Annotated in this window: 19 protein-coding genes; 6 read left to right on the top strand and 13 right to left on the bottom strand. The window is 41.5% G+C overall.

Going from position 1 to position 24723, the window contains the following annotated elements:
• Positions 1-124 precede the first annotated feature (124 nt).
• Positions 125-1096, bottom strand: a complete 972-nt coding sequence (locus B9Y69_RS01865; protein ID WP_085471303.1) for a FecR family protein — start codon at positions 1094-1096, stop codon at positions 125-127.
• A complete protein-coding gene (locus B9Y69_RS01860) occupies positions 1093-1626 on the bottom strand; it encodes an RNA polymerase sigma-70 factor (RefSeq protein WP_085471302.1) in 534 nt (177 codons plus the stop codon). Before B9Y69_RS01860 ends, B9Y69_RS01865 begins: the two co-directional genes overlap by 4 nt.
• A gap of 304 nt (positions 1627-1930) precedes the next feature.
• Between B9Y69_RS01860 and B9Y69_RS01855 the strand changes: the two genes are divergently transcribed.
• Positions 1931-2698 (top strand): lysophospholipid acyltransferase family protein, encoded by a 768-nt coding sequence (locus B9Y69_RS01855; protein WP_085471301.1) that lies wholly within the window; start codon positions 1931-1933, stop codon positions 2696-2698.
• A gap of 77 nt (positions 2699-2775) precedes the next feature.
• Complete coding sequence (locus B9Y69_RS01850; protein ID WP_159451787.1) at positions 2776-3342, top strand: porin family protein; 567 nt, start codon at positions 2776-2778, stop codon at positions 3340-3342.
• Between the two features lie 106 nt (positions 3343-3448).
• On the opposite strand, the gene B9Y69_RS01845 is transcribed toward B9Y69_RS01850, so the two are convergent.
• Complete coding sequence (locus tag B9Y69_RS01845) at positions 3449-4939, bottom strand: acyl-CoA dehydrogenase family protein (protein ID WP_085471299.1); 1491 nt, start codon at positions 4937-4939, stop codon at positions 3449-3451.
• A 349-nt stretch (positions 4940-5288) separates the two neighbouring features.
• Positions 5289-6254, bottom strand: a complete 966-nt coding sequence (locus B9Y69_RS01840; RefSeq protein ID WP_085471298.1) for a bile acid:sodium symporter family protein — start codon at positions 6252-6254, stop codon at positions 5289-5291.
• Between the two features lie 256 nt (positions 6255-6510).
• On the opposite strand from B9Y69_RS01840, the gene B9Y69_RS01835 reads away from it, so the two are divergent.
• Positions 6511-7716: a pyridoxal phosphate-dependent aminotransferase gene (locus B9Y69_RS01835; RefSeq protein ID WP_200811728.1), complete on the top strand. Its 1206-nt coding sequence runs from the start codon at positions 6511-6513 to the stop codon at positions 7714-7716.
• Positions 7717-7847: 131 nt separating this feature from the next.
• On the opposite strand, the gene B9Y69_RS01830 is transcribed toward B9Y69_RS01835, so the two are convergent.
• Complete coding sequence (locus B9Y69_RS01830; RefSeq protein WP_085471963.1) at positions 7848-9095, bottom strand: ABC transporter permease; 1248 nt, start codon at positions 9093-9095, stop codon at positions 7848-7850.
• A 256-nt stretch (positions 9096-9351) separates the two neighbouring features.
• Between B9Y69_RS01830 and queA the strand changes: the two genes are divergently transcribed.
• Positions 9352-10401: a tRNA preQ1(34) S-adenosylmethionine ribosyltransferase-isomerase QueA gene (gene queA / locus B9Y69_RS01825; protein ID WP_085471297.1), complete on the top strand. Its 1050-nt coding sequence runs from the start codon at positions 9352-9354 to the stop codon at positions 10399-10401.
• A 432-nt stretch (positions 10402-10833) separates the two neighbouring features.
• Here the strand turns inward: queA and rpmA are convergent, their stop codons facing one another.
• The 7 genes from rpmA to proS form a co-directional block, all read right to left on the bottom strand.
• Positions 10834-11097 carry a 50S ribosomal protein L27 gene (gene rpmA / locus B9Y69_RS01815; protein WP_085471295.1) on the bottom strand — a complete coding sequence of 88 codons (264 nt, stop codon included), beginning with the start codon at positions 11095-11097 and terminating at the stop codon, positions 10834-10836.
• A gap of 46 nt (positions 11098-11143) precedes the next feature.
• Positions 11144-11455, bottom strand: a complete 312-nt coding sequence (gene rplU, locus B9Y69_RS01810; RefSeq protein ID WP_085471294.1) for a 50S ribosomal protein L21 — start codon at positions 11453-11455, stop codon at positions 11144-11146.
• Positions 11456-11541: 86 nt separating this feature from the next.
• Positions 11542-13452, bottom strand: coding sequence for an amidophosphoribosyltransferase (locus tag B9Y69_RS01805; RefSeq protein ID WP_085471293.1), 1911 nt, complete (start codon positions 13450-13452; stop codon positions 11542-11544).
• A gap of 94 nt (positions 13453-13546) precedes the next feature.
• Positions 13547-14602: a fatty acid desaturase family protein gene (locus B9Y69_RS01800; protein ID WP_085471292.1), complete on the bottom strand. Its 1056-nt coding sequence runs from the start codon at positions 14600-14602 to the stop codon at positions 13547-13549.
• Between the two features lie 23 nt (positions 14603-14625).
• Complete coding sequence (locus B9Y69_RS01795; RefSeq protein WP_085471291.1) at positions 14626-15771, bottom strand: cystathionine gamma-synthase; 1146 nt, start codon at positions 15769-15771, stop codon at positions 14626-14628.
• A 26-nt stretch (positions 15772-15797) separates the two neighbouring features.
• A complete protein-coding gene (locus tag B9Y69_RS01790) occupies positions 15798-16574 on the bottom strand; it encodes an NAD-dependent epimerase/dehydratase family protein (RefSeq protein ID WP_085471290.1) in 777 nt (258 codons plus the stop codon).
• A gap of 167 nt (positions 16575-16741) precedes the next feature.
• Entirely contained in the window at positions 16742-18214 is a 1473-nt protein-coding gene (gene proS, locus B9Y69_RS01785) for a proline--tRNA ligase (protein ID WP_085471289.1), read from the bottom strand.
• Positions 18215-18388: 174 nt separating this feature from the next.
• Here proS and B9Y69_RS01780 point away from each other — a divergent pair, with 174 nt between their 5' ends.
• On the top strand, positions 18389-19546 hold the full coding sequence (locus B9Y69_RS01780; protein WP_234991049.1) for a hypothetical protein: 1158 nt from the start codon (positions 18389-18391) through the stop codon (positions 19544-19546).
• Between the two features lie 75 nt (positions 19547-19621).
• The gene (locus tag B9Y69_RS01775) at positions 19622-21175 is read left to right on the top strand and encodes an OmpP1/FadL family transporter (protein ID WP_144036480.1); all 1554 of its coding nucleotides are present in this window, start codon (positions 19622-19624) and stop codon (positions 21173-21175) included.
• Positions 21176-21317: 142 nt separating this feature from the next.
• On the opposite strand, the gene B9Y69_RS01770 is transcribed toward B9Y69_RS01775, so the two are convergent.
• On the bottom strand, positions 21318-24713 hold the full coding sequence (locus B9Y69_RS01770; protein ID WP_085471286.1) for a DUF1080 domain-containing protein: 3396 nt from the start codon (positions 24711-24713) through the stop codon (positions 21318-21320).
• Positions 24714-24723 lie beyond the last annotated feature (10 nt).

Genomic DNA, 24723 nt, shown 5'->3' with positions numbered 1-24723 from the left:
CTTGGGCTGTTGCCGCACTGCAAAAAAAACAAAAACAGATTAACGCTATAAATAATTTAGACTTGCGCACGATATATAAAATAATTTTCAAACTGCTAATAAACTGACTTTTGAACATCCCAGCTTAATTAATATAATACTTGTTTCCTCTTTTTTTCATCTTCAGATCAAAGGTCTTCAGAATCACATCAATCATCTCGCTTAAGCCCTGTTGTTCGAACTTAGCAGAGTACAACAACTTTCGATGCGCTGGATTTTCCAAGACAAATTCTTTCTCATAGGCTTTACCTAAGGCCTCGAATACCCGCGATAACGGCGTGTTGTCAAACTCAAACACCTGATGTACGTAATAACGATATAGATTATCCTTCACTGAATCCACTTTTACCGTTTGCTTGCTTGTATCAGCGATCACGATACGCTGTTCAGGTAGTAAAAAGACTTCTTGATCGCCATAATTCACACGCACCTTGCCTGTCGCGACGATAACTTCCGTTTCACCCGGCGTCCTTCGTACATGGAAACTCGTGCCAACAACCGTAATCCGATGCTGCCCCGCTTCGATCACAAAAGGATGTGCCTTATCTTTTTTGACCTCAAAGAAAGCCTCCCCCTCCACTAAGCTTACCGCACGTTTTTTTCCAAACCAACTTTTATGGTAATGTAACTCTGTATCTTTGTTTAGACTCACCATACTTCCATCAGGCAATGGCGCACGCAATGTTTGCGTTAATGTACGTAGATCTGTCTCCTGAGATAGCTTATCATTTAATCCCCAATAAGATAAGCCTAAAATCAAAAGTATTGCGGCTGCTGCTCCGATCCAACGAAATGGAGACCTACTCGTCCTTATCTTGACGACAACTTCGTCCTTTGACTGAGCCCTTTCCGTGCGAAGCTGCGTAAAGGTGTTCCAAGCCCGATCAATATCAATCTCAGGCGCATCTCCTTTTTGTGCACTGAGCTCCCATACCTTTTTCATCGCGATATATTCTTCTTTATGTACGGGATCCGCTTCAATCCATGCTTCCATCGTTGCTCGTTCTGCAGCATTCATCTCCCCCACAATATATTTTGTAATCCATTCCTTGTTCATAATCCTGAAATTAAGGTTAACAATAAAACTGTTAAATAATCGACCAAATGTATCCGTAAATGCCGCAACGCTTTGGTCATATGTCCTTCGACGGTTTTTAACGATAAATTCAATGAAACCGCAATTTCCTGGTATTTCAGTTCTTGAAATCTGCTCATCTCAAACACCACTCTACTTTTCTCAGGCAGCGAATCCAAAGCGCTATGCAGTAATTTTTTCAGCTCCGCATCACTCTGATCTGCATACACGGTTTGGATACCATGGTGTACTTGATGATCTGTGTATCGCTGCTTTACCCGATTACGCTTCACGATGTTTAAGCTTTCATGGTATACCGACTTGTAGAGATACGCACGCAGTGAGGTGTGAATATCCGACTCCCAGTCTTTCTCCCATAACCGTAGAAACACTTGCTGAACAACCTCTTCTGAAAGTGCACTATCCTCCAGAATGCGATACACATAAGCATGCAACTCTTTAAAGTGTGCCCGGAAGACTTCCTCAAATTTTTTTTCCTTTTCCGTTGACATATCGTATTAAATAGTACTTCCCAACAAGCCTGTTTTCGGCTCGCTTTAAAGATAAGACAACTTACATAAGCTATACCCTTAACAATATTTGAAAAAAAACGCTTACGTATCGCTGCTTGTCGATCAAAAAAAATCAACTTCTACCGAGGGTATATACCAAGTTCGTTGTCAAAGGTATAAAAAGCACGCTTATGGAAAGTATAATATATAGTACGGTAATCCTTGTGACTCTCTTTATTGGTTTCACTGGATATATGCTGTACAACTTGATAAACAGTATACACGAAACAGCTGATTGATCACGATGGAGCATATATACAGCACCGTAGGTTTTATCCTTCGTCACATATGTCGGTATCGATATGCCGTGTCCCTACAGAATTTATCACGTGCCCTACCATCGGCTTCCTATAGCGAGGTGAAACAGCACCACCTGCATTTTTATAAAAATGCGGCGCGGATCTTAATTGAAACAGTCGTTCCATCGATGCAGCAGCTACACGTTCCCAAGGCGGAACAGCACATGTTATCCATGCTCGAGACAAAAAGGAAGCGTATTATTCTTTTGACAGGACATTATGGTAATTGGGAAGTCTTAAATAAACTACCAAAGCATACGAGCATACCCGTACAAGCTCTGTACAAGCCCCTGAGAAGCAAATTCTGGGATAAACTTTTCACGAAGTTCCGTAGCATACATGGTATCCGGCTTTTGACGGCATCACAAGCATTGCGCATATTACTCCGGGAGGAACACGAAAGCAGCATTACTCTTTTTATCGCGGATCAATTTCCAGGAAAAGAAAATGGTCTCTCCATCGATTTTCTGTCGCAGCCTACGCAGATGTTTACCGGAGCGGAGCAATTGGCCCGAAAAACCAACGCTTCTGTGCTGTACCTTGAACTTGTACCGGTTGGAAACTATGGTTGGAAAATTCGTTTAGAGCCAATTTGCGATAGCGCACAATTGACTGCCCCAGGATTTATCACCACACAATATACCCGAAAACTTGAGAATAGTATCCGACGAAATCCAACGTGGTGGCTTTGGACACATCGTCGATGGAAATAAAAATAAATGAAAGCAAGGGTATAGCCCGCAAAGATTGTCTCATCATTAAATAACAATTAATAAAAAAGAACATGAAAATGAAAAACCAGATTAAGCAAGGAATGCTCGTTATGGTAATGGGTTTATTAGTAAACCAAGTAGCACGTGCACAAGAAGTGGACTTTGGCGTAAAAGCAGGAAGCGTTTACACGATGCCTAGCTATTCAAATAAGAGTGTAAGTGATAAAAAATCTGAATTTGGCGCACAGGTAGGTATATTCGCTCGCACTACAGATCGATTTTTTGTACAACCGGAGTTGACGCTTTCCTTTACTTCGACAACCTATAATTTTGAGGGTAAAAAACACAACCCAAATTTTTATCAGCTCCACCTTCCAATACAAGCGGGGTATAAATTTTATGAATCTGAAAAGATGGGAATACGGGCTTCTGTTGGACCGCAGTTAAATTATCAATTGAACAAAGCAAAGGCAACAAGCACAGCAAACTACAAGTCTTTTAGTTACGATGCTTTGGCGAATGTTGGGTTAGATATTAATCGTTTTGGAATTGATTTGCGCTATAATCATGGTCTAAACAAGATCAGCAAGGAGTTGGGTGCAAAAAACAAGTCAATAGCTCTTTCTGTAGGATATACATTCTAACCTATCTTAGACCACAGCAAAAAAAAGGAGACTCTCATAGGTCTCCTTTTTTTATTCGTCTTTAGCTGGCAAGATATAATATATCTCTCCGGACAAGCAGTATTATTTACACAAACGACAACCAATCACCACCCTCTTGGTATTCCACAATAGGTGTCGCATCATTAGGGTTCAAGAACGTTGCTAACAGTTCCTGGATATCCATTTTAATATGTTTCGTCGTGTTTTCGTATAGATCCTGACGGAATCCTTTTTCCACTAACTCGTCTACGTATTGCAAACAAACTAAACGCGCAATCACTTTACCCAATACCACCGTTTGTCGCTGTGCCAAATTATCGCTTATAGAAAAATCTAACAACGCTTTAAAACGAGGCGCCACGCGCGCTGTTGTATCAAGGCTAGTAAGGAAACGTCCAAAATGAAGCTCTTTACTTTTCTTCATTTGTTTAACGATTGCTTCTGCAATCTGACTGTACAACATTTCGTTGGAACCTTCAAAGATCTGGAACGGTCTGGAATCTACGATACCTCGGCCAGCAATATGATCCAATTTGTAACCACTTGAACCCGATAGTTGCACACAGATATGTGCGGCTTCCTGCATCAAGTCTGTTACCAAGGCTTTCATACTATTTGCCTCTACCCCATTTCCAGAAACGTCATGCGCTATCGAACTCATGCCCGAACTATGTGCACACATCCCCGAGCACAGCGTAAACGACGATTGAATACGCGAAATTTGATATTGTACCGAATCTAACGCTAACAACGGTTGTCCGCCCACCTTACGATTGGTACAGTGTCCGATTGCTTCGTCCAGCATACGTTGTAAGAATCCCATTCCCATACCTGGGAACTGCAAACGGCTACGGTGCAAAATATCCAGCATCATCTTGATGCCTGTACTTGTTTGTTGTAGTTTTTGATTGGCTGGAACAGTGAGGTCAATAGTATTTAAACCGTAAGGAATCATGTAAAGTCCTAGGTTGTTGAAATACTTCTCTACTGGAATATGTTGTTCAGAACGACTATTGTCCGTTACAAAAAAATCGATATCACGCGCTAATTCACCATTATCCATGGCCTTACGAGCAGCTACAATCCAAAAATCGGCCATCCCAGTAAGTCCTTGCCAGTGTTTTTGCCCTTTGAGCTGATAGTTATCATCGGTAAAGGTATGTTGGGTACGCATGCTTAATGCATCACTCCCATAATCTGGCTCAGTGATCATTAATCCGCCCATCGCTTGATTCTCGATAAAACGCTTAAAGATATCTCCTTTGATATCGGCATGGCCGTATTTCGCTAGAGGCTCCAAAAAGAGTGCTATATTGATTCCAAAAGTTAGTGAAAGCGGAAGAGATTCATAAGATGCCGCAGATAATAATCCGAGACATTCCTTTACTTTAACTCCCCGGCCGGCAAATTCTTCCGGTACGGCTACCGACAACGGATTGAATGCCATAATGCCTTCCCAGATCTCTTTAGGAAGACCGCGCTCCAAACTAAGTTCATTAATATCAGATGTGTTGTGAAACAATTCCACTAACCCTGCTTTGAATTGTTTTATAAAAACATCAAAAGATTCAATCATATAGCATTTGGCTTTAATTACGTTTTGTTTGCGAAAATACAATTAATTAATTGCAAGAGGTGTACAAAATGATCTTTATAAAGGTGATTTTCGTCATTAATTACAACTAATTTCCGTATTTGAAGCTTTCCGAAAAAAAAAGTAAAATAAATTTGGACTTAGTGTTTAAAATACACTATCTTTGTGGTATCATAATTTAGGTTTATAATTGGTTAGTAAAGGTTTCCATTCTCCCCGTTTGGAAACCTTTCTTTTTTAGATTACCGGGAAACCTTCCTCTTTCATCAAAAAAACATATGTTTTGTCGGCTTCTTTCCAGCATTTTTCGCTGCCTGTCACACCCTGATTATTACCCCTTATTATGATAGCGCTGGGCAATGATTGTCACTACAAAAATTTGAAAAGCGTGAAAAATCATCAAAGGTAAAAAGTATAAACCAGCACCAGCGGTATGAACAAATAGAAACTTTCCAAATACAGAACCATGGGTCAAAGATTTCTTGGAACCACAAAACAGTGCCGTAATCTGATCTTCCCGTGAAAATTTTAACACATACCTGCTCAAAGCATAAATTAATCCATACACGAGGCAGAAAAGTACAACCACCCCTACAAATACCCAGACCAGATACGTTCGTCCGATGGAATCAAATACACCACTTACAAAAGATTCGGCAAAACTGGCATAGACAATAAGCAGAATAACAGACTTGTCAAACCGACTCAATTGCTTGCTATATGCCGACGCCCATTTCCCAAGATAAGGTTGCAAAAACTGCCCCAATAACACCGGAATAATTATTTCTTTCGTCAGCCCCCAGTATACGTGCCCTAAGATATCCACGTCTCCAAAGTCCATAAACAACTCCATCCATAAAGGGGTAACAACCACACCGATCAAGCCTGAGATACTGGCATTAAAAATAGCGGCTGCCATATTTCCGCGTGCAATGGAAACCATTACCACAGAGGATGAGACCGTGGATGGCAGCGCAGCTAAAAAGAAAAATGATAGCCAAAAATCGTGTTGAATGGATGTTTTAATAAAGGGATAAAAGGGTAGCAATACCAAAGGGAACAACAGAAATGTCGAAAACTGAACCAACACATGAAGCTTCCAATTACTCAAGCCATCCTTAATCTGCTTAAAACTGAGTTTTAAACCATAAAAGAAGAAAATAAGCGAAACGCCTATAGTTGTAATCATCTCCAGCCCCTTTCCTGCTCGCCATTCGTAAAGCTGTGGAAAGAAATAAGCTAATACAATGCAACAAAGCAACGCTATTATAAAGGTATCAATCTTAAATTTTTTCATATCTCAAAGTAGAGCCAAATGTAAAACTTCCATCATGCACTCGTGCAAAATAAGCTGTAACAATTGAAAGACACAGCGCGAAGCGGCAAATTAACATTTTAACAACAGAAGTGCCATAAAAATCAATTTTCCACAAAGCATACAGGGAATTCATAGAGAAGGAACAACATTTCTCCTAAAATACCGATAAACCATATGAAATATAGCCATGAATATTATTGTTTATAAAAGCAAATTTCTATAAGTTTGTACCATCATGAGCACGACACCGTATTTATCTGATCGGATCAACAATTTGTCCGAATCCGCAACTTTAAAAATGACCAAATTAGGTCGCGAATTAGCCGCTAAAGGCGTTAATGTCATCAGCTTAAGTGTTGGTGAGCCAGACTTCAATACACCTGACAATGTAAAGAACGCAGCAAAGCAGGCCTTAGACGACAACTTCACGCGCTATTCGCCGGTACCGGGATACCCAGAATTGCGTCAAGCAATCGTTAACAAGCTCAAAAATGAAAACGGTTTAGACTATGATCCTTCGCAGATCGTAGTGTCTACTGGCGCGAAACAATCGCTTTCCAATGTTATCCTAACGCTTATAAACCCGGGTGATGAAGTAATCATCCCTACGCCATACTGGGTATCCTACTCAGAAATGGTTGTTTTAGCAGAAGGAAAATCGGTTTTCATCAACACAGACATCGATTCTGATTTCAAAATTACGCCAGCGCAGTTAGAGGCGGCAATTACGCCGAAGACTAAACTCTTCATGTTCTCTTCACCATGTAACCCTACAGGTTCGGTTTACAGTAAAGCAGAATTGGAAGCCTTGGCAAAAGTATTTGAAAAGTATCCAAATATCTTTATCCTTTCGGATGAGATCTATGAGCATATCAATTTTATTGACAAGCATGAATCTATTGCACAGTTCCCTAGCATCAAAGACCGCGTAATCGTTGTTAACGGTTTCTCAAAAGCGTATGCGATGACAGGCTGGCGCTTAGGTTATATTGCTGCAAGTAAAGAAATCGCAGCAGCAAACGATAAGCTGCAAGGACAAACAACCTCAGGTACCTGCTCTATTGCACAGCGCGCTGGTATTGCTGCTTACAATGACGGACTAGAGAGTGTTAAAGTCATGAAAGAAGCATTCTTACGCCGTCGTGAACTGGTATACAACTTACTCAATGAAATTCCTGGCGTAAAAACAAACCTTCCAGAAGGTGCTTTTTACTTCTTCCCGCAAATCAGCTCTTTCTTTGGAAAGAAAGATTTAAATGGAAACGTAATCAAGGGATCAGCAGACTTAGCATTATACCTTTTAAATGAAGGCCATATTGCAACTGTAGGTGGAGATTCTTTCGGTAACGACAATTACATCAGATTATCTTATGCAGCATCTGACGAAAGCCTAATTGAAGCCCTTCGTCGAATGAAAGAAGCACTAGCAAAACTAGTATAAATAGAAGCTGCTATAACATAAAAAAAGCTGGACCTCAGGTCTAGCTTTTTTTATGTTATAGTATTTTAATACGAAGGATCAAGTATACATCACAAACGACAATCTACCTGCCACCAACTACTCCCTACAAACTACTTACTTCGAATCGCTTCGACAGGGTCTAACTTCGCAGCATTGATCGCAGGTACGATTCCAGCGATAAGTCCAATAATAGTCGATAGCAAGGAGGTAATCACAACCATCTTCAAGCTAACGACAACCGTAAAGTCAAATAAAAGCTTGGCGAGTGCAGCTAAGCCATAGACGAAGCCCAACCCTATTGCACCACCAATTAAGCAAAGCAAGATACTTTCAATCAGGAATTGGGATAGTATAAAGAAATTCTTCGCCCCAAGTGCCTTCTGGATACCTATTAAATTTGTTCGTTCTTTTACACTCACAAACATAATATTAGCGATTCCAAATCCCCCCACCAAAATAGAGAACACACCAATACAAAAACCCGCTAGATTAATAATCACGAACATTTGATCCAACTGTGCAGTAATAAGCGTGGTTTTATTAACCGAAAAATCATCTTCGCGCTGTGGCGCCAACCGATGCGTAGATCGCATAATACCGATCAACTCACTTTCTGCTTCTTCCAGGCTGAATTGAGGCTTCACCTCGATTGCAATACTGGGTGAATAGTTTTCATAGTTTACAATATTACGTCCCAACGCAAAGGGAATATACATGGCGTCGTCATTAGACACATTAATCAACATGCCTGAGCCCTCCTTCTTAAGCACGCCTACCACTTGAAGCTTCCGTCCTCTCGCCGTCACATAGCGGCCAATAGCGCTTCCATGTGGAAAAAGCCCTTCCGCCACCGTGGCCCCAAGCACCGTAACACTGGTACCAGCACGCGACTCCTGCTCTGTAAAATAACGCCCTTCTACAATATCCAGTTTCCGAACATCATAGATATTATGTGTTCCCGCAGCAATACTGACATTCGAGGCCGAGTTATTTTGATACTTTATGGTACTCCCTCCAATGTAAATGGAGTACGCGACATCACTTGCCGTGGTCATACGATCTCTAACAGATTCGTAATCTTTATACTTAGGTTCCGGTCTATTTACATATTTCCACCAGGGGAAGTCAGGTCCTCCATCCCAGGGCCATTTCTCTACGTATAGCGTGCGGCTACCAATTTTACGTACCGATTCTTCCAAATTATTACGAAGGGTGTCCACGGCAGAAAAAACACCGATAATCGTCATAATACCAATCGTAACACCTAATAGTGACAACAAGGTACGCGTACGATTATCCTTCAACGCAGACAACGCAAATAAAAAACTCTCCTTTAATAATCGAAAGACTAATAGCATATTTCGTATAAACATAATTAAATTACTGTTTATTTACAAAACATTTCCACGTCTTTTCAGACGTAAAAAAAACGAACCTTCGGCATCCATCAAGGTAAAGGTGTAGACAAGGCATCGAATTCCGCAAACACACTAATAATCCAGTGAAAATACGACTTTTATGTTTTATTTTCGTATCTTTGTAAGCCTTTTTGAAACCTTTAATCAGGCTGATTGTTAAGGTTTCAATACATTAAACATATCGATATAATAAGAGATGAAATTATCACAGTTTAAATTCAACTTACCTGAGTCTTTGTTAGCATCAGAACCTTCGGAGCAACGTGATGAGGCACGCCTAATGGTTTTGCACCGCGATTCAGGAAAAATAGAACATAAAATATTCAAGGACGTACTTGATTACTTTGATGATCAAGATGTCATGATTTTGAACAACACCAAAGTTTTCCCTGCACGTATGTATGGTAACAAAGAGAAAACCGGTGCTACAATTGAGGTGTTCCTATTAAGAGAATTAAACAAAGAATTGCGTCTTTGGGATGTTCTTGTTGATCCGGCACGTAAAATCCGCGTAGGTAATAAGTTATATTTTGGTGACGACGATTTATTGGTCGCTGAGGTGGTAGACAATACAACATCACGCGGACGTACTATTCGCTTTTTATTCGATGGTACAGACGAAGAATTCCGTCGTAACATTGAAATCTTAGGCGAAACACCTCTTCCTAAATACATCAAACGTAAGGCTACACCTGAAGATAAATTCCGTTACCAAACAATCTACGCTAAGAACGAAGGAGCTGTTGCTGCACCTACGGCAGGTCTTCACTTCTCTCGCGAGTTAATGAAGCGTTTAGAGTTAAAAGGAATCAACTTCGCAGAGGTAACTTTACACGTTGGATTGGGTACTTTCCGTACCGTTGAAGTGGAAGACTTGACGAAACACAAGATGGACTCTGAACAGTTTATCATTACCGATGAAGCAGCAAAAATCGTTAACAAAGGTATTGACAGCAAACGTCGTGTTTGTGCCGTAGGTACAACCTCTATGCGTGCTATTGAATCAGCAGTATCCGCAGACAGACATTTAAAAGCTTCGAGCGACTGGACAAGTAAGTTTATCTATCCGCCATACGATTTCAGTATCGCGAATTCAATGATCACCAACTTCCATACGCCAGAATCAACCTTATTGGTCATGATTGCGGCTTTCGCTGGATACGAAAACACCATGAATGCATACGAAGTGGCTGTAAAAGAAAAGTACAGATTCTACTCATACGGAGATGCGATGTTAATTATCTAACATTTCTACCCCTATAAAAAAAAGCGTTCTGTCTAAGGCAGAACGCTTTTTTTTATATCTTTTTTTCGATTGACTGTATTTTCTTAAAAATATCTTTATATTTACGTAACACGTATAACCCTAAAAATGAGCACAATTGGAAAAATAGTCATGGCAGCAGGCATTGTATTGTACTTTACCTGGTTGTCACAATTCAATCAAATAGCCCAACCCGGCTATACTGATTTGGGAAAAATATGCCTTTATAGTACCCTACCGGTATTTCTTACGGGTCTTTTAATTTACTTTAAAGGAAAAGTAAGGAGTAAAGAAGTAAAAGGGTAAGTCAAAAGTAAAGAAGTAAACACCATCATAACTTCTTAACCCTATAACATAAAAAAGACCGTTGATTGTTCAACGGTCTTTTTTATGTTATGGAAAACCTACGTAAAATTAGTTCTGCTCAGCAGGAACTACAGATACATAAGATTTGTTGTTAGCTTTCTTACGGAAAACTACAGTACCATCAACCAATGCATATAATGTGTGGTCTTTACCAACACCTACGTTTGCATCTGGGTTGTGCACGGTACCACGCTGACGAACGATGATGTTTCCAGCAATAGCTTGCTGACCACCGAAAATCTTGATACCTAATCTCTTACTATGTGACTCACGGCCGTTCTTGGAACTACCCGCACCTTTTTTGTGTGCCATTTCTTTATCTTAATTTATGACTTAAAAAGTCAGATTAAAAATTCAATTATAAACTGATACCAGTGATCTGGATTTTCGTGAACTGTTGACGGTGTCCGTTTTTCTTTTTGTAACCTTTACGGCGTTTTTTCTTGAAAACGATCACTTTATCACCTTTCAAATGAGACAAAATCTTAGCTGAAACTTTAGCACCTGCGATACTTGGCGTACCTACAGAAAATTTACCACCGTCCTCGGCTAACAATACATTGTCAAATTCAATACTAGCGCCTTCGTCTCCTTGCAAACGGTGCACAAAAAGAAACTGGTCTTTAGCAACCTTGAATTGCTGTCCTGCTATATTTACTATTGCGTACATTGTTATAAAATAAAATTGTTAATATTTTAATGAGCTGCAAAGATATCTATTTTGATCAATAAAACCAAAATAGTTTCTTTGTTTTTTTATGAACTAAAGTATGCTCTAACGTTCTTTCCTTCTACCCAGTTCATAAATGCTTTGTTCACGACTCTATTTCCACCAGGAGTTGGATAATCTCCAGAGAAATACCAATCTCCTTTATGGTTAGGACAAGCTTTATGCAAGTTATCCAAAGTTTGGTAAATCACTTCAAATTCTGCCTCCAAGTTATGCGGACGAACGATATTCGCAATCTCTTCCGAAATCTCTTCATCTGTGAATGGCTCGTAAATAGCTTTGACGTAATTTTCGATCTCCTCGATCGGTTGTGTCATAGCGACTACACACTTCTGGTATACCTCGTCAATGATGTGCGCTAAACCATTACGTTTTAACAAGTTGATCGCAGCCTCAAAAGCAACAAACTCTCCCATCCGTGACATATCGATACCATAACAATCTGGGTAACGAATCTGCGGTGCGGAAGAAACAATAACAATCTTTTTCGGATGCAATCGATCCAAGATTGTTAAAATACTCTGTTTCAATGTTGTTCCACGAACAATAGAGTCGTCAATAGCAACAATAGTATCTTCATGATTACGCACAATACCATACGTCGTATCGTAAACATGTTGCACCATATCTGTACGATCAGCATCCTGGGTAATAAAGGTACGCAGCTTTGCATCCTTTACATTCAGCTTTTCAAAACGTGGTGTGATACTGATTACATCCTCTAACTCCTCATCCGATATCTTATCGGAACGATTTAATAACGCTTCTTTCTGGAAGTTCCGCACATAACTATTAATCCCTTCCATCATCCCGTAATAAGAAACTTCGGCGGTATTTGGAATAAACGAGAATACGGTATTTTTAATATCGCTGTTAACCGACTTCAATACCTGAGGGCACAACAATCGGCCTAACTCTTTACGTTCTTTATAAATATCAGCGTCTGAACCTCTAGAGAAATAGATACGTTCAAAAGAACATGATTTCTGCTCGACTGGCTGACGGAACATTTCCTCCGTTACCGTACCATCTTTCTTCGCAATAAGCGCATGCCCCGGTTTAATTTCCTTAACCGCCTGCAAAGGAATGTTAAATGCAGTTTGAATAACCGGACGCTCCGATGCTACCACAAGAACTTCATCATCCTGGTAATAGAATGCCGGACGGATTCCTGCAGGGTCACGCATAACAAAAGCATCCCCATGACCAAATATACCAGCAATGGTATAACCACCGTCCCACGTTTTAGCAGAACGCGTTAATATCTTCGTTACGTCAATGTTTTTTGCAATCAGTGCACTGATCTCAACATTGGAGTAATTTTCCTTTTTAAACTTGTCAAACAACTCTTGATTTTCATCATCCAAGAAGTGCCCAATTTTTTCTAAAACCGTAACGGTATCGGCTTGCTCTTTCGGGTGCTGACCTAGTTCATACAGTTGTTGCAACAACTCGTCAACGTTCGTCATATTAAAATTCCCTGCAACAACCAAGTTACGGCTCATCCAGTTGTTCTGGCGTAAAAATGGGTGACAGCTTTCAATGCTATTCTTTCCATGGGTACCATAGCGCAAATGCCCTAACAACACCTCTCCTGTAAAGCTAACATGATCTTTCAACCACTGCGTATCTTTAGATTCTGCGGGATAAGCCTTCCCTACTGCAGCAAACTTCTTCTGCACATATTCAAAAATATCTGCCACCGCAGAAGAGCCCATCGCTCGGTATCGTGAAATATAGCGGTTTCCAGGCTTCACATCGAACTTAATCGTTGCAATACCAGCACCATCTTGGCCTCGGTTATGTTGCTTCTCCATAAGAAGATACAACTTGTTGATTCCATAGTAGGGCGTGCCATACTTTTCCTGATAATAAGATAGGGGTTTTAGAAGTCGAATAAGTGCAATGCCGCACTCATGTTTTATAGCGTCACTCATAGCTTGAATTGATGGTGCAAAGTTAAAAAAAATATTTAAAAACAAGTGCAACTAAAAGATGAAGGGAGCTTGCTGTGGCAAACTCCCTTCATCTTTACTTTGACATGGCATGAATAACCTGCACATGTGATAAAAAAGCAGATCTAAAGCTCTTAAATTCAATATAGTTTATATTGAATTCTTGACAGGTCTGCCTAACAATTTTGTTTAGTGCAGGATAATGCACATGACTGATTTTAGGGAAAAGATGATGTTCAATTTGAAAATTCAAACCACCTAATAACCAAGTTAACACTTTATTCTCTGTTGAGAAGTTGGCTGTTGACTTCAGCTGGTGGATCATCCATTCATTTTCAACGCGATCCGTATCGACCACCTTAAACTCTGTTTCTTCTACAACATGAGCCAACTGAAAAATCACAGCTAAAAATAAACCGCACACGACCCCCGAGATCAACAATCCAATCAACGTAGGTAGCCACCCAACATAAATTACCGGAAAAATAATAAATATGGAATGATGTATAACTTTCGTCATCCAAAAAATAACCTTCTCTTTTAATGGAAAATGAAACGTTTCAATACCTGCAACCTGTTTAAAATACTTTTCGTAATCCTGGTAGTATATCCATGTCAGATACGAGATACTATACAGCAATGGAAAATAGTACTTCTGAAAACGATGATACTTTTTCGCCTTTTGATCACTGTGCAAACGCATAAACTTCACCTTGATATCATGATCCTCTCCCTCGATATTGGTATAGGTATGGTGCGCAATGTTATGCTTTAACTTCCAGAAATATATATTTCCTCCCAAAAGGTTAAGGCTATAAGAAAGGACCGTATTCAGTTTTTTATTGCTTGAAAAAGAATTGTGCCCTGCATCGTGCATGATATTAAAACCAATAGCAGCGAAATTAATTCCAAAAACAACGCACAAAAGGACACTGATGATCCAGTGTGGTTGCACAAAAACCAGAATTCCGTAAATCAGAAAAAACACCGTCAGCAGGATTGCCGCTTTGGTAAAAATCCGCTTATCGCCGGTTTTATCTTTTAATGTACTTTTAAAATAGGCATTTGCTTTTTCCTTTAACGCTTTTGAAAATACGGTATTAACGTTATTAAACTTTATTGTAGGATTCATTTAATTGAACTGATCTTAAACACTTAACCCAATACCTGTTGTAAATCAGCAATTAGATCGTCTGCATCTTCGATCCCCACAGACAAACGCAATAGATTATCCACGACTCCTACTTTTTCACGTGCTTCTTTTGGAATAGAACCATGTGTCATCGTTGCGGGATGGTTAACCAATGACTCTACACCTCCCAAAGACTCTGCTAGCGTAAACACCTTAAAGCGTGATGCTATACGAAATGTCTCTTGTAGATCGGCGTCTTTCAGTACAATGGATATCATACCCCCAAAATCACGCATTTGCTTCTTCGCAATTTCATGTCCGGGGTGATCGGTGAAACCTGGCCAGTATATCGTTTCGACCTTAGGATGATCTTTCAGAAATTCAGCAACCCGACGGCCGTTTTCGCAATGTGCTCTCATGCGCACATGCAAAGTCTTAATACCGCGTAAAGCCAAGAATGCATCCTGTGGACCTGGTGTGCCCCCCACTGCATTATAATAAAACCACAACTGCTTGTACAACTCTTCGTCGTTAAGCACCAAAGCACCCATCACGACATCAGAGTGTCCATTCAAGTACTTGGTTGCTGAATGCATCACGATATCTGCTCCTAGATCCAATGGGTTTTGTAAATACGGTGAAGCAAAAGTATTGTCCACCACATAAAGCACCTTATGCGCCTTAGCCACCTTGCCTATCGCTTCAATATCAGCCAGCTTCAGTGTTGGGTTTGTAGGTGTCTCCACCCATATAAGTTTCGTCTTCTCCGTTATGGCTTCTTCGACTACCGATACATCAGACGTGTTGACAAACTTAAACGTAATACCATACGGTTCGTATACCTTTGTGAAGATACGGTACGAGCCACCATAAAGATCATCTCCTGTCACCACTTCATCCCCCGGTTTCAATACGCGTAATACCGTGTCTGTTGCTGCCATGCCGCTAGAAAAAGCTAGTCCGAAACGACCATTTTCTAAAGCAGCCAAACAGTCCTCCAATGCTTTACGCGTTGGGTTTGTACCGCGTGAATACTCATATCCTTTATGTTCTCCTGGAGAAGCTTGTTTATAAGTCGAGGTTTGATATATTGGAGTCATTACCGCTCCTGTTGTCGGATCAGCCTCCTGTCCGGCATGAATAGCTTTAGTTGCAAATTTATAGGCCATAAAACAATGTATAAAAATCAAATATATTAAAAATCTAACGGTGACTTATATATAAACGTATATTTCAATTCAGAAATAATACGTTCACCTGACACAACTTTCTGAAAACTCGCTTCATCAGTAAAAGACGAGGGTAACGAAAAACCGTACCGTCGTGCCGACTTCAGAATCACCTCTTTTTTCAGCGGGTGTTCGGGCGCGGTGATATTATAGACCGAATATTGGAGTTGTGCCTGAAAACCAAGCTGCAAGAGGGCTACGACATCTTCCTGGTGCACGAAATTGGCCGGCTGTCCACCCGTAACACAAACACGGTTTTGAAAATATTTAGCAAAAATACGTTCCTGCCCAAAAAGTCCCCCCAATCGATACACAATGGTACGCGGACAGACCTGCATCCGTTGTTCTGCATAACAGAGATTGCTTGTTTCATCCACTGCGGATTCCTCTGTATACAGGCCGGTTTCATCGGGGTACACGCCCACAGAGCTCAAGAAAATCTGTTGTTTATAGGTTACTTTTTCCAGGACGCGAACGACCTGGTTAAGACGATGCGATAGAACTTCCTGCCCCAGTTGCTTGGTCGCTGGGATGCTATTTAATATATAGTCGACCTGTTCCGGAAAAACTGAGATGTCGATGCTCGTGTCAAAATCCACACACAAGACCGTAAAACCTGCTGCAATAAATCGCTCCTGCTTAGCCGGATTTGTAGTCGTCAAGATAACCGTATGACCACAGGCTTTCACCGCGTGAGCAAACGCCTCTCCTACCCAACCGCAACCTAATATAAGGAATGTCATTTTTTAATAGTGTCTAGATAGTAGTTCGTAGATAGTAGTTGGTAGTTGGTAGATAGTAGTTGGTAGATAGTAGTTGGTCGAGCCACAACATCTTGCGGCTCGACCAACATTTACTTTGTAATCAATACTTTGCTCCGGCTACAAACCACGAGCTACCAACTACCCTACTAATATGCTTTCGCAAATAAAACTCTCTTCGTGGAAGGCTTACCCGTGAAAATACATACACCAGCCTCTTCTTTTGCATCCAAAGGAATACAACGAATTGTTGCTTTGGTCTCTTCTTTCACCCGCTTCTCTGTTTCTACCGTTCCGTCCCAGTGGCATGAAATGAAACCACCTTTACCTTCAAGCACTTCTTTAAACTCATCATACGAATTCACTTCGGTAATATGCGCATCGCGATAGTCTAATGCTTTCTGATAAATATTCTCTTGAATAACGTCCAGCAAATTCTCAATACGAACAGCCAATCCTTCTTGTGACACCGTCTCTTTCGATTGGATATCACGACGTGCCAGCTCTACGGTTCCATTCTGTAAATCACGCGCCCCTACTGTTACGCGCAATGGCACCCCTTTAAGCTCCCATTCTGCAAACTTAAAGCCCGGGCGCTGCGTATCACGATCATCGTATTTTACAGAAATACCTTTTGCTTTTAATTCGGCTCGCAGGCTATCTACAAAACCATCTACCGCTGCCTTTTCTTCCTCGGTTCTATAAATAGGTACAATAACAACCTGGATCGGTGCCAACTTTGGTGGAATCACCAAACCTTGATCGTCCGAATGTGCCATTACCAAAGCGCCCATCAAACGTGTCGATACACCCCATGATGTCGCCCACACATATTCCTGCTTTCCTTCCTTGGATGTGAACTTCACATCAAAAGCCTTGGCAAAATTTTGTCCCAGGAAATGAGAAGTTCCTGCTTGTAGTGCTTTACCATCTTGCATCAATGCTTCAATCGTATAAGTATCTACCGCTCCTGCGAAGCGCTCATTCTCTGTCTTCCGTCCACGCACAACAGGTACGCCCATTACTTTTTCAGCGAAATCAGCATACACGCCTTGCATTTTTTCTGCTTCCTCGATCGCCTCCTGTTCCGTCGCGTGTGCGGTATGTCCTTCTTGCCACAAAAACTCAGCGGTACGCAAAAATAAACGTGTACGCATCTCCCAACGCACCACATTCGCCCACTGGTTCACCAAGATTGGAAGATCCCGGTAGGATTCGATCCAACCGCGGTATGTATTCCATATAATAGTCTCCGAAGTCGGACGAACAATCAACTCTTCCTCTAACTTGGCTTCTTCATCAACAACGATGTTACCGTTACCATCATTCTTCAATCGGTAATGGGTAACTACGGCACACTCGGTCGCAAAACCTTCAACATGTGAAGCTTCTTTCGAGAAAAAAGATTTGGGGATAAATAAGGGGAAGTACGCGTTGCTATGTCCTGTCTCTTTAAACTCTTTATCAAGGATCGCTTGCATGCGCTCCCAAATAGCATAGCCATAGGGTTTAATGACCATACATCCTCTTACAGCAGAATACTCCGCTAAATCAGCCTTAATTACGAGGTCATTGTACCATTGTGAATAATCTTCACTACGACTTGTGATTCCTTTTCCCATTATTTACCTTATTTTTTACTGTAACAATCTGTAATATTATCGTCTTAATCAGAAAAACTTTAGCCTCAACTAAAGTTTTATATATATTTTTGAGATAGCATTAAACCACTTCAGAAAATACGGGTCTAAGATAGTAATAAAGACTTACATTATCGAAGTTTAACTGTATTGGAAATGATGAAAACAAATAGATTATTATTCGGAAGTTTGACACTAGCAGCGGTTTTTGCCCTGTCATCGTGTTCAACAAGTAAGCAGGTTGCTTACAAAGACGACGTTTATAATAATCAATCCAAAACTCCTCAAGATTACCAGAGTCCGGATTATTATTATACAAACGGACAACCAGAGCAGTATTCACAAAATGAGTATTATGCCGACGAGTACGCCGATGAGGATTACATAGAAGGATATGAATATGATACCGATTTGGAGTATGCCAATCGTATCAACAGATTCCACTATGCTACACCAGGTATGGGTTACTATGACCCATGGTTTGACCCTTGGTATGGCTATTCCGGTTTCGGACTTGGCTTTGGATGGAACAACTGGGGATGGAACTCTGGTTGGTCAATCGGCATGGGCTGGGGAATGGGCGGCCGTTGGGGCTGGGGTTCTCCATACTATAATGGCTGGGGATACGGTGGTGGTTTTGGCTGGGGCTACGGCGGAGGCTGGGGCGGCTGGGGCTACAACTCTTGGGGACATCCATATTATGGATATAACAACTATTACGGAAACTATTACGGTGGTAACCGCTACAGTATAAGACCGGCAAACTCTTCTGTTCGCTCGGGCTCAAGAGATCGTTATAACTCTAGAGTTGGCACAACAACACGCACAGGAACATCAAGCCGTACCGGTGTTAGCCGTGATGCAAATGGTAGAATCGTTACCGGTAGCCGTGTCGGAACAAGAGAAGGAACCGTGTCAAGAAATGGATCAGGTACACGTGTAGGTGATCGCTCAACAACAGGCAGCCGCACGAGAGAATCCGGAACAATATCGAGAGATGGTTCAAGAACACCTGTAGGAACAAGACAAACCTCTGGTTCACGTGTAGGTGGTTCGACAAGAGAAGGTAGCGGTGTGGGAACAAGTAGACAAACAACACGCCCTACATCAACCGCTCCATCGCGTAGCACAACAAGAAGCTCGGGATCAGAAACCCGCTCTAGTCAGCCTTCTTCAACAAGAAGTTCTGGATCATCGTACACACCATCACGTAGCTCTGGCAGCTCGATGTCTAGCGGTGGCGGTGCGTCAAGAAGCTCTGGATCAAGCAGCTCTTCTGGCAGCTCTAGATCGGGTGGCGGTAGAACTCGTTAAGAAAATATACCTTAAATAGCCAATATCTACGGATATTGGCTATTCTATATCTCCTATTACATTTCACAACATATTATGAAGTTAAAAAATATACTTTTTACGTCTTTATTGGTATCCGGTCTAATGTATTCTGCGCAGGCGCAGTTTGTGGGTGATGCCATTATCTTCGGCCAAGAAAACAATGGCGGAACAGCGCGTTTCAAAGGTTTAGGAAATGCAAAGACGGCTCTTGGTGGAGATATTAGCTCCGTAACAGGCAACCCGGCAGGATTAGGCTTTTTTAAGCAGTCTGATATTTCGGTTTCCGTAAACTACAATAATGCAAACAACAAGGGTACCTATTTTGGACAAAATACATCCAAAAATAAAGGGCGCTTTGGGATCGACCATGCCGGGGTAGTTTTTCACTTCCCAACGAATGAGGGATACCATGGATGGCAAAATTTCAACGTAGGTATTAGCTACGAGAACACGAATACGTTTACCAATAATGTACGTTATGAAGGAACAAACCCGGATAACTCGTTGGTAAACCGCTATAGCGATATGGCAAGCACAAGCACCAATACAAATTGGATCGATCAGATGTATAAGTCGATCTTAATCGAAGAACATAGCGACCCGACCAAAGGTTATTTCCCTGTTGTTGGAGACCGCGCAAATAAAACACAAATTGCGGATGTCTTAGATAAAGGTTACAACTCGAGAACGGCTTTAGCTTTTGGCGCAAACTACAATAATGTATTTTACATTGGTGCCAATTTGGGATTCACATCATTCCGCTACGATCACTCCTCCCAATTTTCAGAAGGTGGATGGACCAAAAACAGAGCGCAAATCCTAGCAAACAACCCAAATTCAGAAATTGCAGACCCAACGAGTCCCCTATTTGATTTCGTTGAGGCAAACTATGAATTGTTGGATGATTATTACCAACGCACAGAAGGTTCAGGGGTTGATTTCAAAATCGGCGCGATCTATAAACCTGCGGTCGATTGGAATATCGGAGCAACCATCTCCTCACCTACTTGGTATACGATAGATGATTATACAGATAGCTATATTAAAGTAGATTATTACGACAATGAAACTGCATCTTCGGCATTTAGCACGAAAGAAGTACTTTCTGATCCAACCGAAGATTCATATAATTTGATTACTCCATGGAAATTCAGCGTGGGTCTTTCGAAATTCTTCAGCCGTGGTTTACTGTCTGCCGATATAGAGTATGTAGACTACAGTACCATGAAACTGAGAACTATTGGTGGCGCTAATCCTTCTCGCGAAAGAGAATGGGACGCCGATATGAAAGCAGCTTACCAATCAGCAGTAAATGTACGTGTCGGTGGTGAGGTCTTATTTACCAATGCCCTAAGTGGACGTGCTGGTTTCAATTATTTCGGTAACCCCTATAAAGGAGCAGATAACAAACAATACAGCGGTAGCTTAGGCTTAGGGGCTAAAATTACGCAGTCTCTATACCTAGACTTAGCGGTTGTACATTTAGTAAACGACTATAAAGTAACACCCTACGAAGTCGATGAAACATTCTGGAATACTAAAAACCCAGTGGCTGACATCAAGCATCAACGTACGAACGTCGTGCTGACTTTAGGGGCTAAGTTTTAGTAGTTGGTAGATTGTAGTTTGGTGGTTGGTGGTTGGTAGTTGGTAGTTGGTAGATAGTAGACTATGTCCTATGAACAAAAAACCACAAACCATGAACTAAAAAAAAGCTCTCGAGGATCTCGAGAGCTTTTTTTTATCTAGCTTATAAGCTTTTCACGCGGATATTTCGGAAAAACACTTCAGAACCATGACCCAAGAAGCCAATGTGTCCCGACTTATTTGCCAATCCAGGGTGTTGCTTATTATCTAAAGTGCCATTCTTTTTGGCTTGCGAGAAATCACCGTCCAAAATAACAACACCGTTTAGCGTCACCTTAATCTTATCACCTTGCACACGAATTTCCTCTGTATTCCATTCGCCGATAGGCTTCATACCGATACGTTTTGCAGGTAAAATACCGTATGCAGAACCGTGGTATTGATACTCTTTCAGGTTTTTGTAGATATCAGCATCATTATCCAAAATCTGGATTTCTGTACCAACATAGGCGGCATCCCCTTCCAACGGTGTACGAATACCGACACCATTGTTTGCGCCCGGCGTGAGCTTAAACTCAAAGCGGTACACAAAGTCTGCATACTCCTTCTTCGTGTATAAATTCTTGCCGAATTTAGCGTTTGGATTAGCCCGAACATACCCCTCCGGCGTTAGTTCATAAGCAGGAGTTTCCGTCCATTTATCAAGGTTGGTACCATCAAACAACATTTCGAAACCTTCATTACGTTCCGCATCGCTTAATGTATAAACCTCTTTTCTGGCCAATTCTTTGATAAAGATATCACGGTACCATACCTGCGAACCATGCGCCTGAAGCTCAATCTGCTCCACCGGGAAGATCGACTGATTTCGATCCCAGTAATTCTCCAAAGTCACATTATCGACAACCAACTCACCGTTCAACCATACCCATACCTTCTCACCCACCATACGGATTTTCAAGGTATTCCATTCGCCCAAAGCATTATCAGCTACTTTCAATGGATCTTTTGGATTTTTCTGGTTATTGTATAAACCACCAGAACCAACCTGAGCACCTACATTCGTACGAGAGATATCCCACATTTGAACTTGAGGTGTTCCTCGTAAATAAACGCCGGCATCAGGCTCTTTACCATTTGGATCTAACTTCCAGTCTACCAACATCTCAAAATCACCGTATTGCTTTACTGTCGCTATATTATCACCGTGTCCGCTAAATACAAGTTCACCATTGCTAGCACGCCAGTTTTCGCGCATCTTTTGATCCGCAATAGCTTGCTTGTCTGCCAGCTCTTTTGCTGTCATCTTCGCCCGCTTGATTGGATTTTCCACCAAGCCTTTCCATCCCGTAAGATCCTTACCGTTGAAAATCGAAACATAACCCGCTCCTTGTGGCATTTCTGCTAAATGGCGGACAATAGCTTCCCTTAAATACGAGCTTTCACTTCCCGAAAGATTCGCATTTGCACGCTCCAAGATATTGCGCACATCAGGCCCAACGAAAGACTTATCATCCATCGCAATATTCATCGCCGTATTTGTGGCGGCACCTTTAAGCTCTGCGTCATCTAAAAATTGTGCCGCAAATATCATCGCTTGGTACGTACCTGTCGCTTGCAAGCTCCCCAAAGCACTACGCTTTTGGTTTACATTTTGTGCCAGATGAAATGCATCTTTCAACAACAATGTTTTTTGCGTTGGCGTATCGTTACTTGCATTGATCTTGCTGATCAACCCTTTGAAGATCGTATCAAAATTTTGCGGATCTTTTTCTGTTCTGGACAACGCGATCAAGGTAGACAACACCTCTGGATTCGACCAATTTGACAAAGCAGAAATAGCCTGATTCTTAAGACCTTCGTTATTCAGGTAATTCTTCACCGCCGTTAGTGATTCCGCACCACCTACACCAGCAAACACAGGAAAATATTTACCTACGCTAGGCGCTGCCGAACGAGAGATATTAGCCGCCAAGCGCTTGATTTTAGCATCTTTATCAGCACTCGCATTCAATGCAATAACCATTGCGCTCTGTAAATATTTAGCATCCGCTTCTGGGGCATTAGGTACCAACGCAGCAATAGCTTCAAAGTCATCTACGTTCACAACATTCGGCAATGCTTTTAATGCTGCCGTTTTAATCGTATTATCGGTCGCGCTCAACAAAGGTAAAACTGCTTTTGCCGAATTAGCATTTGTACGTTTTGCTAAGACATTTAACAAAGTCAATTGCGTTTTTGCATCAGCACCTGGTAAAGCTTGATTGATCTCCTCTACGGTGTTTGCTCCCTTCGAAGACAACAACAACGATTCAATCGCCTTTGCCGTTAACTCATCAGCACCCGCAATTTGCTTAATCAAACTTTTAGCGTTTGTACCTTGTGAGAGACTTGACAACGTATTCAAGGCAGCAATTTTTGCCTGCGTACCTTTAATCTTCCCTAGCCCCTTTTCAATACCAGAAATATCGCCCGCAACACCTTTCTGTGCAATAAAGTTCAAAATCCCTTCTTGTACATCCGGTGCAGAAGAACCTATTAAAGCAATAAGTTTTTTAGTATCTGCCGCTGTACCATATTTACCCAACAATTCTAAGGCTGTCGTTCTGTACAATGCATTACTACTTGTTGCCGCCTTCATCAGCTGCTTACGTGTCGCATTCGGGTTTATCTTCGTCAACAACTGCAAAGCGCCCGCTTGTAACGTAGCCGATCCTGCTTTCTCCGCTTCCGCAGATATGGTATTTGCGACCGAAACTGCAAGAGCCTGTTGACCATTGCCAACTAGGTTGTTCGCATAGTCCAGCGTTAACCCACCAATATTCGTTTTATCGAATTGGTAATTAACCGACTTCAACTTTGCCAACAACACAGGGGCCGATTTTGCACCTGCAATCTTACTTAAAGCCGTATAGGCATTACGCTGGTAGTTTTCAGATGTGTACTTAGCCAATGTCGCAATAATTGCTTCCTCATCGGACTTCGATTTTAAGTCCCCTAAGGCCGCAACAATAGCTGTTGTGGTTTTTTCTGAAGTAGAACCTGCCAACGCCTTTGACAAAGCCGCCGCCGATTGCTCGGTACGAATACCATTTAGCGCAAGAGCCGCTTTATCAACCAGATACTCATCCTGTAGGTAAGGAACGATAGCTTCTATCGCCTCGTTCTTAGACGCTTGTTTCATAAGCGCCAAAACAAAGCCTTTATTATCTTTATCGGTAAGGTTATTTAGCGCTTTTACTAATCCTTGAGAAAATACGGTACGTTTCGCATCCATTCCCGGTTGCATCACGTAAAAAGAATACGAATTTGCAGCATACTCGATGCCCGCATTATTTCCACCTTGCGGCTTCAATCCAAGCAAAAGATTGGTAATATCGTCGGCTGTAAAATTTTCCAACTCCCGCATGGCCGATAAGAATTTCGTCTGTTCTTCGGCCGGTTGTTGGGCCAAAACGTCCGCAATCTTTGTTGCCGATGTTCTGTTTGCAGGTTGTTGGGCATACGCCGCAACCTGTATTATCAATAAGGCTGATAAGGTATTAAATACTTTTTTCATTTCGTTCAGG

This window comes from Sphingobacterium psychroaquaticum (assembly GCF_900177625.1).
GTDB classification, from domain to species: domain Bacteria; phylum Bacteroidota; class Bacteroidia; order Sphingobacteriales; family Sphingobacteriaceae; genus Sphingobacterium; species Sphingobacterium psychroaquaticum.
The sequence above is the reverse complement of the archived record's forward strand: the minus strand, read 5'-3'. Positions and strand labels throughout refer to the sequence as shown.

Excerpts from the sequence above, each read along its gene's own strand:
- B9Y69_RS01865 (WP_085471303.1), bottom strand. The coding sequence starts at position 1,096 with ATGAACAAGGAATGGATTACAAAATATATTGTGGGGGAGATGAATGCT.
- B9Y69_RS01860 (WP_085471302.1), bottom strand. The coding sequence starts at position 1,626 with ATGTCAACGGAAAAGGAAAAAAAATTTGAGGAAGTCTTCCGGGCACAC.
- B9Y69_RS01855 (WP_085471301.1), top strand. The coding sequence starts at position 1,931 with ATGGAGCATATATACAGCACCGTAGGTTTTATCCTTCGTCACATATGT.
- B9Y69_RS01850 (WP_159451787.1), top strand. The coding sequence starts at position 2,776 with ATGAAAAACCAGATTAAGCAAGGAATGCTCGTTATGGTAATGGGTTTA.
- B9Y69_RS01845 (WP_085471299.1), bottom strand. The coding sequence starts at position 4,939 with ATGATTGAATCTTTTGATGTTTTTATAAAACAATTCAAAGCAGGGTTA.
- B9Y69_RS01840 (WP_085471298.1), bottom strand. The coding sequence starts at position 6,254 with ATGAAAAAATTTAAGATTGATACCTTTATAATAGCGTTGCTTTGTTGC.
- B9Y69_RS01835 (WP_200811728.1), top strand. The coding sequence starts at position 6,511 with ATGAGCACGACACCGTATTTATCTGATCGGATCAACAATTTGTCCGAA.
- B9Y69_RS01830 (WP_085471963.1), bottom strand. The coding sequence starts at position 9,095 with ATGCTATTAGTCTTTCGATTATTAAAGGAGAGTTTTTTATTTGCGTTG.
- queA (WP_085471297.1), top strand. The coding sequence starts at position 9,352 with ATGAAATTATCACAGTTTAAATTCAACTTACCTGAGTCTTTGTTAGCA.
- rpmA (WP_085471295.1), bottom strand. The coding sequence starts at position 11,097 with ATGGCACACAAAAAAGGTGCGGGTAGTTCCAAGAACGGCCGTGAGTCA.
- rplU (WP_085471294.1), bottom strand. The coding sequence starts at position 11,455 with ATGTACGCAATAGTAAATATAGCAGGACAGCAATTCAAGGTTGCTAAA.
- B9Y69_RS01805 (WP_085471293.1), bottom strand. The coding sequence starts at position 13,452 with ATGAGTGACGCTATAAAACATGAGTGCGGCATTGCACTTATTCGACTT.
- B9Y69_RS01800 (WP_085471292.1), bottom strand. The coding sequence starts at position 14,602 with ATGAATCCTACAATAAAGTTTAATAACGTTAATACCGTATTTTCAAAA.
- B9Y69_RS01795 (WP_085471291.1), bottom strand. The coding sequence starts at position 15,771 with ATGGCCTATAAATTTGCAACTAAAGCTATTCATGCCGGACAGGAGGCT.
- B9Y69_RS01790 (WP_085471290.1), bottom strand. The coding sequence starts at position 16,574 with ATGACATTCCTTATATTAGGTTGCGGTTGGGTAGGAGAGGCGTTTGCT.
- proS (WP_085471289.1), bottom strand. The coding sequence starts at position 18,214 with ATGGGAAAAGGAATCACAAGTCGTAGTGAAGATTATTCACAATGGTAC.
- B9Y69_RS01780 (WP_234991049.1), top strand. The coding sequence starts at position 18,389 with ATGATGAAAACAAATAGATTATTATTCGGAAGTTTGACACTAGCAGCG.
- B9Y69_RS01775 (WP_144036480.1), top strand. The coding sequence starts at position 19,622 with ATGAAGTTAAAAAATATACTTTTTACGTCTTTATTGGTATCCGGTCTA.
- B9Y69_RS01770 (WP_085471286.1), bottom strand. The coding sequence starts at position 24,713 with ATGAAAAAAGTATTTAATACCTTATCAGCCTTATTGATAATACAGGTT.